This window comes from Geodermatophilus sabuli, from assembly GCF_900215145.1.
GTDB lineage: Bacteria > Actinomycetota > Actinomycetes > Mycobacteriales > Geodermatophilaceae > Geodermatophilus > Geodermatophilus sabuli.
Genome location: NZ_OBDO01000005.1, coordinates 229,837 through 241,782, shown reverse-complemented (window position 1 = coordinate 241,782; position 11,946 = coordinate 229,837). Strand labels below are relative to the sequence as shown.

11 protein-coding genes and 1 tRNA gene are annotated in these 11,946 nt (G+C 75.7%); 7 read left to right on the top strand and 5 right to left on the bottom strand.

Annotated features, from left to right (window positions below; all coding sequences use genetic code 11):
• Positions 1 to 69: 69 nt before the first annotated feature.
• The 3 genes from CRP39_RS13480 (at position 70) to CRP39_RS13470 (ending at position 2,612) form a co-directional block, all read left to right on the top strand.
• Positions 70 to 480, top strand: coding sequence for a DUF5313 family protein (locus tag CRP39_RS13480; RefSeq protein ID WP_097207037.1), 411 nt, complete (start codon positions 70 to 72; stop codon positions 478 to 480).
• Positions 481 to 515: 35 nt separating this feature from the next.
• Positions 516 to 929, top strand: coding sequence for a Rieske (2Fe-2S) protein (locus CRP39_RS13475; RefSeq protein ID WP_216359728.1), 414 nt, complete (start codon positions 516 to 518; stop codon positions 927 to 929).
• A gap of 120 nt (positions 930 to 1,049) precedes the next feature.
• Positions 1,050 to 2,612: a M20/M25/M40 family metallo-hydrolase gene (locus CRP39_RS13470; RefSeq protein WP_216359727.1), complete on the top strand. Its 1,563-nt coding sequence runs from the start codon at positions 1,050 to 1,052 to the stop codon at positions 2,610 to 2,612.
• Between the two features lie 56 nt (positions 2,613 to 2,668).
• Here the strand turns inward: CRP39_RS13470 and CRP39_RS13465 are convergent.
• The 3 genes from CRP39_RS13465 to CRP39_RS13455 all read right to left on the bottom strand — a co-directional run bounded on the left by CRP39_RS13465 (position 2,669) and on the right by CRP39_RS13455 (position 4,706).
• Positions 2,669 to 2,741 (bottom strand) — tRNA-Thr (locus CRP39_RS13465).
• A 456-nt stretch (positions 2,742 to 3,197) separates the two neighbouring features.
• Positions 3,198 to 3,818, bottom strand: coding sequence for a hypothetical protein (locus CRP39_RS13460; protein WP_097206876.1), 621 nt, complete (start codon positions 3,816 to 3,818; stop codon positions 3,198 to 3,200).
• A gap of 261 nt (positions 3,819 to 4,079) precedes the next feature.
• The gene (locus CRP39_RS13455; RefSeq protein ID WP_143426634.1) at positions 4,080 to 4,706 is read right to left on the bottom strand and encodes a hypothetical protein; all 627 of its coding nucleotides are present in this window, start codon (positions 4,704 to 4,706) and stop codon (positions 4,080 to 4,082) included.
• 187 nt (positions 4,707 to 4,893) lie between these two features.
• On the opposite strand from CRP39_RS13455, the gene CRP39_RS13450 reads away from it, so the two are divergent.
• From CRP39_RS13450 to CRP39_RS13435, 4 genes are all read left to right on the top strand, one after another.
• A complete protein-coding gene (locus tag CRP39_RS13450; protein WP_097206874.1) occupies positions 4,894 to 5,772 on the top strand; it encodes a universal stress protein in 879 nt (292 codons plus the stop codon).
• A gap of 51 nt (positions 5,773 to 5,823) precedes the next feature.
• Entirely contained in the window at positions 5,824 to 6,600 is a 777-nt protein-coding gene (locus CRP39_RS13445; protein ID WP_097206873.1) for an ABC transporter permease, read from the top strand.
• A gap of 105 nt (positions 6,601 to 6,705) precedes the next feature.
• Positions 6,706 to 8,121, top strand: a complete 1,416-nt coding sequence (locus CRP39_RS13440) for a S1C family serine protease (RefSeq protein ID WP_281253773.1) — start codon at positions 6,706 to 6,708, stop codon at positions 8,119 to 8,121.
• Positions 8,122 to 8,167: 46 nt separating this feature from the next.
• On the top strand, positions 8,168 to 9,448 hold the full coding sequence (locus CRP39_RS13435) for a DUF445 domain-containing protein (RefSeq protein ID WP_097206872.1): 1,281 nt from the start codon (positions 8,168 to 8,170) through the stop codon (positions 9,446 to 9,448).
• 100 nt (positions 9,449 to 9,548) lie between these two features.
• Here the strand turns inward: CRP39_RS13435 and rlmB are convergent, their stop codons facing one another.
• Both rlmB and cysS read right to left on the bottom strand, forming a co-directional pair.
• Positions 9,549 to 10,511, bottom strand: coding sequence for a 23S rRNA (guanosine(2251)-2'-O)-methyltransferase RlmB (gene rlmB, locus CRP39_RS13430; protein ID WP_097207033.1), 963 nt, complete (start codon positions 10,509 to 10,511; stop codon positions 9,549 to 9,551).
• Positions 10,511 to 11,914 (bottom strand): cysteine--tRNA ligase, encoded by a 1,404-nt coding sequence (cysS, locus tag CRP39_RS13425; RefSeq protein WP_097206871.1) that lies wholly within the window; start codon positions 11,912 to 11,914, stop codon positions 10,511 to 10,513. Before cysS ends, rlmB begins: the two co-directional genes overlap by 1 nt.
• Positions 11,915 to 11,946 lie beyond the last annotated feature (32 nt).

Genomic DNA, 11,946 nt, shown 5'->3' with positions numbered 1-11,946 from the left:
GAGACGGCGGGAGCAGTGTGCTCCGGGTCGCGGCTCCCCGGCAACGCCGTCGCGGCCTACCGTCGAGGTGTGCACACCCGTCCGACCGAGCGCCGCCCCACCGCGCTGCAGTGGGTGCGCTATGCCCTGGGCGGCGGCCTGCCCGCCGAACTGTCGCCGTGGGTGCTGGCCGACACCACCGAACCGGGCTGGATCCGCCGCCACCTGACCCGCGCCCTCGTCCAGCTGCTGCCGGTCCTGGTGCTCTGCCTGGTGCTGGTGCCGGTCCCGCTGGCCTACCGGCTCTCCGCGGTCGCCGGCGGGGTGCTGATGGGGCTGGTCTTCTCCATCGCCTTCATGACCGAGACCATCGAGCACCGGGTCGCGAAGGCCGGTTACCCGGCCGGGACGGCGGCCCGGCTGCGCGCCGAGCGCGCCGAGCGGGAGCAGCTCGAGCGCCGCTCCCCCTACCGCCGCGGCGGCGCCGGCAGCTTCGACTGACCGGCTCCGCGGAGCGCGTGGGAGACCATCCCCCGGTGACATCGCCCGCCTGCCCGTCCCGCCGCGCCCTCCTCGCCGCCACCGGCGCCGGACTCGGCGCCCTGGCACTGGCCGGGTGCGGAGGGGACGGCGTGCGTGAGGTAGCCGACGCGGGCAGCGGCACCGTCCTCGCCCGCGTCGACGACGTGCCCGCCGAGGGCGCCCTCGAGCTCGCCGTGGGCGAGCGGCGGGTGCTCCTCGTCCGTGCCGGTGACACGGTGGCCGCCTACGAGGCGGAGTGCCCGCACCAGGGGTGCGCGGTGCGGCCCACCCGCGGGAACCGGCTGGTCTGCCCCTGCCACGGCTCGGCGTTCGACCCGGCCGACGGCGGGGTGCTGCAGGGCCCGGCGACCGCCGCGCTGACCCCCGTCGACGTCGTGCTGACGGCCGGGGAGGTGCGGCTGGCCTGACCTCGGGGGACGGCTCGCCGGGGCCACCTGCCGGTTTGACGAGCGTGATGTTCGTCACAGAAGGTGCTGGAGGGCTGCGGAACGCCGTTCCTGATCCCGCCCCCGGACAGAGGAGCCCCCGTGCACCCACACCTCCGACGCCGCTGGGCCGCACCGGTCCTGCTCGCTCTCGTCTCCCCCGCCCTGGTCGCCTCCCCCGCCGCGGCCACCAACCCGGACACCTCCGCCCTCCGCGACGCGGTCACCGTCGAGGGCGTCAGCGAGCACCTGGATGCCCTCCAGAAGATCGCGGAGGAGAACGGCGGCACCCGCGTCAGCGGCACCGCCGGGTACGACGCCTCCGGCGACTACGTGGCCGACCGACTGCTCGACGCCGGCTACCGGGTGACCGAGCAGGAGTTCACCTTCCCGTACTTCGAGCAGACCGCCCCGGCGACGTTCGCGCGCACGGCGCCGACCGAGCGGGCCTACGCCGCGGAGGAGTTCGCGGTCGCCCAGTTCTCCGGCTCGGGCGCCGCCTCGGCGCCGCTGCAGGCCGTGGCCGACAACCTCGTCCCGCCGCCCCCGGAGCCCAACAGCTCCAACGCCGGCTGCCAGGCCGAGGACTACGCGGGCTTCCAGGCCGGCAACATCGCGCTGGTCCAGCGCGGCACCTGCACGTTCGGGGAGAAGGCGCTCGCCGCGGCCGCCGCCGGGGCCAGCGCGCTGATCATCTTCAACGAGGGCCAGGAGGGCCGCACGGAGGTGGTGCAGGGCACCCTCGGCGGCCCGCTCCCCGAGGGGTCGGACATCCCGGTGATCGGGACGACCTACGCCATCGGCGAGGAGCTGACCACCCTGCTCGGCGCCGGTGAGGTGCGCGTGGACATCACCACCGCCACCCTTTCCGAGCAGCGGACCACCTCCAACTACCTCGCCGAGACGCGGACCGGCCGCACCGAGGAGGTCGTCGTCGTGGGGGCCCACCTGGACTCGGTGTCCGAGGGACCCGGCATCAACGACAACGGCAGCGGGTCGGCCACCGTCCTGGAGATCGCCGAGCAGTTCGCGGCTCTGGACGTCCAGCCGCGCAACGCCGTCCGCTTCGCGTTCTGGGGAGCGGAGGAGTCCGGTCTCCTCGGCTCCACCCACTACGTGGCGGGCCTGACCGAGCAGGAGCGGGCCGACATCGCCCTGAACCTGAACTTCGACATGCTCGGCAGCCCGAACTTCGCCCGCTTCGTCTACGACGGCGACGGCTCGGACACCCCCGTGGCCGGCCCCCCGGGCAGCGCTGACATCGAGCGGGTCTTCCTCGACCACTTCGCCGCCGCGGGCCTGGCGGCGGAGCCGACGGAGTTCAGCGGTCGGTCGGACTACGGGCCGTTCATCGCCGTGGGGATCCCGGCAGGCGGCCTCTTCTCCGGCGCCGAGGGGATCAAGACCGAGGCGCAGGTCGCTCTGTACGGCGGCACGGCAGGCGTCGCCTACGACGCGTGCTACCACCAGGCCTGCGACGACATCGCGAACGTGAGCGAGCAGTCGCTGAGCGAGCTCGGGGACGCCGCGGCCCACGCGACGCTGTGGTTCGCCTCGGCCGAGACGCTGCCCGGCGCCGCACCGGCCGAGGCCGCGGTCGCGGGCGGCGGCGCGGCCGGTGGCGGAGCCGTGAGCGGCGGCCACGACGGGCACGCCGACCGCTGAGCCGGACCGTGGCGGTGGGGGTGCGGACCGGCACCCCCGCCGCCACGGGAACAGTGAGCCGACGAGGGGACTCGAACCCCTAACCGCCCGATTACAAGTCGGGTGCGCTACCAGTTGCGCCACGCCGGCGGTACATGGGAACGAGTCCCGGGACAAGGATAGGGACAACGCACCAGGGACCCTGCGCCGGACGACCGGCCGACCGTCCGTCCCCAGCGGATCAGGCGGTGCCGGTCTCTCACGGCGCGTCGGGGCCTCCGCCTGTCCGTCTTCGGGCAACCCGTCGACCTGGGCGTCCGTGGTCGCCTGCGGCGATCCGGACCTCGCCGCCGTTGACGTCCGGGCCACGGAGGGGACGCGCCCCCGCGCGCAGAACCTCGCTCGACGGTGGCGCAGCTGCGCAGCGACGCGTCCAGGCCCGGGCTGTCCGGGTGCCTCAGCGTGAAGCCCTCGTACTGCGGCCCGCGCGAGGCGGGCCACCTCGTTCAGCTCGGGCCCAAGCGCTGCACGGCGGCCTGGGCCGCCGGTGTCGCAGCGTCGACGACGTGCTCCGGCGGATCCCCGTGCGGGTGGTGCGGTAGGTCCTCACACGAGCTTGGGGAAGGCGGTGAGGAGTAGCACGCCGACGGCCCCGAGGACGAGGCCGGTCCCGAGCAGCACCCCCCGGGAGAGGCGCGCACGCACCCTTCCGGCCATCGCCATGAAGAAGAGGACGGCGGCGAAGAGCACCGTGAGAACGGTGTAGTCGTCGCTGCGCTGGTTGTTCACGAGAGCCGCGTCAAACCGATCCGACGCTCGCTCGTCGGCCGCCGCGGCCTCGAGTCTCTCCGGCAGGACGTACGACGCCATCGCGAACGGGGAGTCGGGGGCGCCCTCGGAGGCACCGCCCGCCGCGAGCCAGTCCCGGTGAGCGCTCGACAAGGGCTCGGGGAACCGTTCGACGAGGAACTCGCCCAGCTGAGCGTCCCCCGCCCCTTGGGCGGCCACCCACTGGGTCCACAACCCGATGTGGTTGGACTGGCGCGCGTTCCCGGTGGCATCGGAGCGAGCCGCCTCGATCCGGGCCGACGACGCCTCGCTGAAGGCGATCGACATGGCCCCGCCCCACTTGCTGGCCTGGAACGCCGACCACGCCGTGAGGATCGTCGTCACCGCCAGCACGAGCACCGTGACGAGCTCCATCACCCCGCCGGAGGTGTCCCGCACAGCGGTACCGCCGCCCGCTGTGCCGGTGTCCTCGGACTTCGGGCGCGAGCGGGGTTCGCTGCCCGTGACGGGAGCGCTGTCCTCCGACGCTGGCCTCACGGCAGACCTCCGGACCGGGATCAGGGCGGTCCAGCGTGCACGCGAATGCAGCCGATCTCATCCTCCCGACCGGGTGACCCACGGGCGGCACGGCCGTCGCTGCGGAGGCCCCGGAACGGGTCCAGGGACACCCGGGCCGACCCGCCGCTCCCCGAGTGCGCGTCAGGCGGCCGGGTCGCCGTGGCGGAGGTGGTCCGCGGGGTCGCTGCCCGGCTGCGGCACGGCCGCCAGCCACCGGGCGAAGCCGGCCGGGTCGCGGCGCTCCAGCTCGTCGAGCGTCTCCTGGCGGCGCGCCACGATCACCTGCCGCGCCGCGGCGTCCAGGGGACCGGCCAGCGCGGCCGTCGTCCGCACCCACTCCCGGCCCAGCTCGCCGGTGGTCATCGCCGACACGGGGGACGACGGCGCCGGCGGCGCCTCGGCGGGACGTTCCTGCCCTGCCGGTGTGCGACTGCGCATCCCCCACACCGCCAGGCCGGCGGTGACCCCCGCCCCGGCGACCAGGAGCGTGAGCAGCGCCCCGCCGAGGGCTGCGGTGCCGGAGAGCACGAGGAGCACCACGACCGTCGCCACGGCGGCCTGCCAGGCCGCCTCCACGGTCCTGCGGCGGTCCTGACCGGAGGACTCCCGCGCGATGCCCCCGGCCAGGCACCCGGCGACCACCGCGGCTATGCCCACGGCGGCCAGCCCCGTCGGGGGCAGCGCCAGGCCGCCGACGACCACGAAGCCGGTACCGGCCACGAGGCCGATCCCCAGCACGAGACGGGCGAGAGCTCCGCGGATGGGCACGGGGCAGCCTCCAGGACGCCGGCCGGACTCAGGGGCGGCCGCCGCACGGAGCGGCGACCCGAGCGGCCCCTACCCAGACCGCTGGCACCTTGCACGCACCGTGGCCGCCGAGGTCTTCCCTGACGGCGTCTCCGGTAGGACGCTCGGGACACACAGCACGGGGGACGACTGCTCTCCGGAGGTGCCCGTGTCCGCGACGACACCCACTCCCAGCACCACGCTGCCCCAGCCACAACCGGCGGAGGATGCCACGTCCGCGCCGCCGGTCGTGGTCGGCGCCGACGGCAGCGAGTGCGGGTTGCGAGCCGTCCGCTGGGCCGCGGAGGAGGCCGCCCGGCGAGGGGCCCCGCTGCGGATCGTGCACGCCGGCGCGATCGCGCCCGACGTGCCGCGCGACCGCGGGGCCACCGCGCAGGCCTACACCGTCGCCCGGCACACCGAACCGTCCGTGGCCACCTCCACCGAGGTGGTCACCGATGCCCCCGTGACGGCGCTGCTGCGGGCCGCCGAGGACGCCCAGCTGCTCGTCCTCGGCATCTCCACCACCGGGGCGGCCGACGAGATGGTGCTGGCCTCGGTGGCCCAGAAGGTCGCCGCCCGGTCACCGCGGCCGGTCGTCGTCGTGCCCCGCCAGCGGGCGTCCACCCTCGGGAGCCGCCCGCACGTCGCCGTCCTCGGGCTCGGCGACCCGGGGGACGACGAACCGGTGGCCCGTTTCGCCGCCGAGGAGGCCCTGCGCACGGGCCGGCCGTTGACCGTGCTGCACACCCGGCCCGGCGACGACGCGGACTGGACGGCCGACGCGGCGGCATGGGCCGAACGCTTCCCGGATCTACGCGTGTCCCACCAGCCGCTCCCCCATGTCACCGGGGGCCGGGTGCTGACGGCCGCCTGTCCGACGCCGCTGCTGACGATGAGTGCCGGGCACGGGGGCCTGCTGCACCGGTCGATGGACGGGCTGCACCGGTGGCTGCTGCGGCACTGCACCTCGCCGATGGCGCTCGTCCCGTCGGGGCACCGTCGGAGCGCCACGGACGCCCGGGAGGAGGCCGGCGCCGAGGGGTGAGCCCGCCGGGCGCGCCAGCGGGCGGAGACGCACCGGGCAGGATCGGCGCCCGTGGGTTCCTCCGTGGTCGACCTCGGCCCCCGGCTCGCCGTGGTGCTCGGCCTGCTCACCGCCCTCGCGGCGGTCGCGGGCCGGCTGTCGGGACTCCGCCAGGACCGGCCGGTGGTCGTGGCCGCGCTGCGGGCGACGGTCCAGCTCGGCGTCGTCTCCGCGGGCCTGCTGGCCGTGGTGGGGTCGCTGCCGCTGTCGCTGGCGTTCGTGCTGCTCATGCTGGGCGTCGCGGCGGCCACCGCGGCCGGCCGGGCCACCGGGCTGACCGTCCGCGCTCCGGGCGCACCCCGCCGGGTGGGCACCGCCGCCGTGCCGGTGGCGGTCGGGGCGGCACCGGTCATCGCCCTGGTGCTGGCCGGCGGCACCGTTCCGCTGCGCGGCGAGGCGGTGATCCCGATCGCGGGGATCCTCATCGGCGGCGCCATGACGGCGACCTCCCTGGCCGGCCGCCGGATGCGGGAGGAGATCTCCTCCCGGCGCGGTGAGGTGGAGGCTGCCCTGGCGCTGGGGTTCCTGCGCCGGGACGCCGTCCTGGAGGTCGCCCGCCCCGCCGCGGCCACCGCGCTCGTGCCGCCGCTGGACCAGACCCGCACCGTGGGTCTGGTCACCCTGCCCGGTGCGTTCGTCGGCGTCCTCCTCGGCGGTGGCAGCCCGCTGGAGGCCGGCGCCGCCCAGCTGCTGGTCCTCGTCGGTCTGCTCGCCGCGCAGGTGGTGGGCGTGTGGGCGGTCACCGAGCTGGTCGCGCGCGGGCGGCTGCTGGCCGACGTCCCCCGGTAGGGGCGTCCAGCGACCTCACAGCGAGTCACCAGCACCGGGGCAGCGACGAGGCCGACAGTGGTCGGCGAGGGCAGCGGACCGCTGCTCGTGAGGAGGACTCGGACAGTGAGTGAGCACGGCACCCCCCGCCCGGCGCCCGGCACCTGGGCACCCCCGTCGGCGTGGCAGCAGCCGCTCCCCGGCCAGCCGTCCGAGGGACAGCCGGGCGCGCCCGGAGCACCCGCCCCGACCGGCGCGCACCCCGTCGGTGGCCCGGGTGCCCCGACGGCGCCACAGCCGGGCGCCGGGTACACCGCTGCCGGGTACCACGCCGCCGGGTACCCGGCCGCCGGGCAGCCCGGGACCCCCGGCGCGCCCGGAGGACCGGGCCTGCCCGGCACCACCCCGTTCCCCGCCGCCCCCGCCCCACGACCGGGTCAGCGCTCCGGCCGGTGGCGGATGGGCGTCGCCGGGCTGCTGGCCGGCGCCCTGATCGGCGGCGGGGCCGGCGCCGGCGTCGCCGTCCTCGCGGACGGGTCGGACGGGGGCGGTGGGTCGGTCGCCGCGCAGAACGTCACGATCACCAACCCGGAGACGGCCACCTCGGTGACCGCGGCCGCGGCCAAGGCGGCGCCCAGCGTGGTCACCGTCTACGTGACCGGCTCGTCGGGCTCCGGCAGCGGCTCGGGGGTCGTGCTCACCGACGACGGCTACGTGGTCACCAACAACCACGTGGTCTCCCTCGACGGGGCCGGTGAGGGGGCCACCGTCTCGGTGCGCACCTCCGACGGCACGCTGCACGACGCGACCGTCGTCGGCACCAACGCCGTCTACGACCTCGCGGTGCTCGAGGTGGACGACCCCAGCGGCCTCACCCCCGCGACGTTCGCCGACTCCGACGACGTCCAGGTCGGGGACCTGGCGGTGGCCATCGGCGCGCCGCTGGGCCTGTCGGACACCGTGACCGACGGCATCATCAGCGCCACCGGACGGGCCGTGGCCACCGGCTCCACCGAGGGCGACGCGACGGTGATCGACGCACTGCAGACCGACGCCGCCATCAACCCCGGCAACTCCGGCGGCGCGCTGGTCGACGGCGCCGGCGAGGTCATCGGCATCAACACCGCGATCGCCACGGTGGCCGCCGGGGGCCCCGGCGGCCAGTCCGAGAGCGGCAGCATCGGCGTCGGCTTCGCCATCCCCGGCAACACCGCCCAGCGGATCGCCGAGGAGATCATCGAGAACGGCTCCGCGCAGACGACCTATCTCGGCGTCAGCGCGCAGACTGCGGCCGCCGGCGACAACAGCGAGATCGGCACCGGCGCGCAGGTGGTGCGCGTGGAGCCCGGCACCCCGGCGGCCGACGCCGGACTGCAGGCCGGCGACGTCGTCACCGCCGTCGGCGACCGGGTGGTGACGACCTCGACCGAGCTGACCGCCGCGGTCCGCAGCGCGACGCCCGGCGACGAGGTGACCCTCACGGTGCGCCGCGGCCAGGCCACCGACCAGGTCGACGTCGCCCTCGGCAGCACGAACGGCTGACCTGCCCACGAGCGGGGGCGGCGGCGGGGTGCCTAGGCTCGGCGGGGTGCCGGCACCCCGCCCGACCGCGCCCCTCGCCACCTCGCTCGACGACCCGGAGCGGGCGCGTGACCTCGCCCGCATGAAGCGGCTGGCCACCGGGCTCTTCGCCGCCGCCGCGGTCGTCTTCGTCATCTGCGTGCTGCTGGGGCCGGAGACCGGGGCGTGGGTCGGGTACGTCCGGGCGACGGCCGAGGCCTCGATGGTCGGTGCGCTGGCCGACTGGTTCGCCGTCACCGCGCTGTTCCGGCACCCGTTGCGGCTGCCGATCCCGCACACGGCGATCATCCCGCGCAAGAAGGACCAGATCGGCGCCAGCCTGGGCACCTTCGTCCAGGAGAACTTCCTGACCCGCGCGGTGATCGAGGAGAAGCTGACCACGGTCGACGTGCCCGGCCGGCTCGGTGCCTTCCTCGCCGCCCCGGGGCGGGCGGAGCGGCTGGCCGGGGACGCCTCGGCCCTGCTGCACTCCGTCGCCGACCTGATCAAGGACGAGGACCTGCAGCCGGCCGTCGCCGCCCTCGTCGACCGCAAGCTGCACGCCACCCCCGCGGCCCCGGTCGTCGCCCGCGCGCTGGAGCTCGTGGTCGACGGCGACCGCCACCAGGAGGTGCTCTCGGCCGCGCTGCGGGGGCTGACCCGCTTCCTCGAGGACAACCGGGTCGTGTTCCGCGCCCAGCTGGGCGACGCCTCCCCGGCGTGGGTGCCCGACTGGGTGGACGACCGGGTGTTCGACCGGGTCTTCTCCGCCGTGCAGGGGTTCCTGGAGGAGGTCGGCCAGGACCCCCGGCACGAGCTGCGTCGGGACTACGACGCCCGGCTGCGGGCCTACGTGCACGCGCTGCGCACCGACCCGGCCACCGCGGGCCGCATCGAGGAACTGAAGAAGGAGCTGCTCGAGCACCCCGCCGTCCGGACCTGGTCGGGGTCGCTGTGGAGCAACCTGAAGAACGCCGTCCTGGCCGCCGCCGCGGACCCGGAGTCGGTCCTGCGGACCCGGGTCACCGAGCTCATCCGGGACGGCGCGCGGCTGCTGCAGACCGACCCCACGGTGCGGGAGCTGGTCCAGCGGCGCGCGCACACCGTCGCGGGCTACCTGGTCGAGCGGTTCGCCGGCGATCTGGCCGACCTGGTCGGCGGCACCGTCGCGCGCTGGGACACCGAGGAGACCAGCCGCCGCATCGAGCTGCAGGTCGGCCGGGACCTGCAGTGGATCCGCGTCAACGGCACCGTGGTCGGCGGCCTGGCCGGCCTGGTGATCTACACCGTCGCCCAACTGCTGTCGTGAGGCGTGGACCCCCGGAGGGATCCGCGACGAGGTGGCGGTGGGGCTCAGCGCACCAGGGGGACGGCACCTGACTGCGGTGCCGTCCGGTGGGCCGTCAGTGTCACCGCCGGGCCGACGCCGCCGCGTAGAGGGCGATCCCGGCGGCGACGCTGACGTTGAGCGACTCGGTGTCGCGGGCGATCGGGATGCGGACGACGACGTCGCAGCGCTCCCGCACCAGGCGCGACAGGCCCGTCCCCTCGGCCCCCACCACCAGCGCCACCGGGTCGGCGAAGCCGTCGAACTCGTGCACGTCGACGTCGCCGTCCCCTGCCAGGCCGACGGTCATCAGCCCGGCGTCCTGGTAGGAGGCGAGTGCGCGGGCCAGGTTGACCGCGCGCGCGACCGGCAGCCGCGCGGCGGCACCCGCGCTGGTCCGCCACGCCGAGGCCGTCATACCGACCGACCGGCGCTGCGGCACGACGACGCCGTGCGCGTCGAACGCCGCCGCGGACCGGACCACGGCCCCCAGGTTGCGCGGGTCGGTGACGCCGTCCATCGCCACGATCAGCGGCGGCCGGCCCGAGTCGCGGGCGAGGTCGAGCAGGTCCTCCGGGTGCGCGTACTGGTACGGCGGCACCTGCAGGCCGATGCCCTGGTGCAGCGCCCCGTTGGACATCCGGTCGAACTCGGCCTTGCCGACCTCGAGCAGCGGCAGCCCGCGGTCGCCGGCGAGCGCGATCGCCTCGGCGATCCGCTCGTCCAGGGCGCCCCGCGTGGTGTCGCCGGTGACCACGTACAGAGCCGTCGCGGGGATCTGCGCCCGCAGGGCCTCGACGACCGGGTTGCGGCCGAGCAGCAGCTCCGGGCTCTCCTCGGCACGCTGTCGGCTGCGGTCACGCTCGGCCCGGCGCCGCGCGTCGGCCTGCGCGCGCCGCTGCGCCGGGTGCCCGGTGCGGGCCTCGGCCGGCGGTGTCGCGCCGCGCCCGGCCAGCGCCCGGCGGTTCTTCCCGCCGGTGCCGGCAGTGGCCGTCTTCTTGCCGGCACCGCTGCTGCGGCCTCGTCGCTGACTGTTGCCGGCCATCAGCGGCTCAGCTCCCATCGGGGTCCGTTCGGGGTGTCCTCGACCTGCACGCCGAGGGCGGTGAGCTGGTCGCGGATGGCATCGGCGGCCGCGTAGTCCCGGCGCGCGCGGGCGGCCTGGCGCTGCTCCAGCGCCAGCCCCACCAGTCCGCCGGTGACCTCGGTCAGCCGGTCGTCGCTCCCGCCGGTGGACCAGTGTGGGTCGAGCGGGTCCAGACCCAGCACGGCCAGCATCGCGCGCACCGACCCGAGTGCGGCGGCCACGGCGTCGTCCTGCCCGTCGGCCAGCGCGGTGTTGCCCTGCCGGACCGCCTCGTGGACGGCGGCGACCGCGGCCGGGGTGCCGAGGTCGTCGTCCAGCGCGGCGCGGAACTCCGGGACCAGCTCGGGCTTGCCGGCATCCTCCCCCACCCGCTCGGCCGCCCGCCGCACGAACGTCTCCAGCCGCCGGTAGGCCGCACCGGCCTCGGCGAGTGCTGCGTCGGTGAACTCGATCGTCGACCGGTAGTGCGGGGCGACCAGGTAGTAGCGCAGCTCCACCGGCCGCACCCGCTTGACCACCTCGTCGACCTGCGCGGTGTTGCCCAGCGACTTGCTCATCTTCTCGCCGCCGAGGGTGACCCAGCCGTGGTGCAGCCAGTACTGAGCGAAATCGTCGCCGGCGGCCATCGACTGGGCGCGCTCGTTCTCGTGGTGGGGGAAGCGCAGGTCCAGCCCGCCGCCGTGGACGTCGAATTCGGCACCCAGATAGCGTTCGGCCATCGCGGAGCACTCGATGTGCCAGCCCGGCCGGCCACGGCCCCACGGGGTCGGCCAGGCGGCCGTCTCCGGCTCGCCGGGCTTGGCGGCCTTCCACAGCGCGAAGTCGCGGGGATCGCGTTTGCGCTCGTCGGTCTCGGTGTCGGCGGCCGGCTGGAGGTCGCGCAGCGTCTGCCGGGTCAGCTCGCCGTAGCCGGGGAAGCTGCGGACGTCGAAGTAGACGTCGCCGCCGACGGCGTAGGCGTGGCCGCGCTCGATGAGCCGCTCGATCAGCGCCACCATGTCGGGGATGTGCCCGGTGGCCCGCGGCTCGTAGGTGGGCGGCAGCACGCCGAGGGCGTCGTAGGCGTGGGTGACCGCCAGCTCGTAGCGGTACGCCCACGCCCACCACGGCACGCCGTGCTCGGCGGCCCTGGTGAGGATCTTGTCCTCGATGTCGGTGACGTTGCGGACGTAGGTGACCTCGAGCCCGCCGGCGGTGAGCCAGCGGCGCAGCACGTCGAAGACCAGCGCGGACCGCACGTGCCCCACGTGCGGCGGGCCCTGCGGGGTGAGCCCGCAGACGTACATGGAGGCCTGGCCCGCACGCAGGGGCGTGAAGTCGCGGACCGCGCGTGCGGCCGTGTCGTACAGGCGGAGGCTCACCGCGCGGAGTCTACGGAGCACAGCACCAGCTC

What these genes read in the sequence shown, in the direction of transcription:
- rlmB (WP_097207033.1), bottom strand. Translation starts at nt 10,511, where the DNA reads ATGGCCGGCAACAGTCAGCGACGAGGCCGCAGCAGCGGTGCCGGCAAG.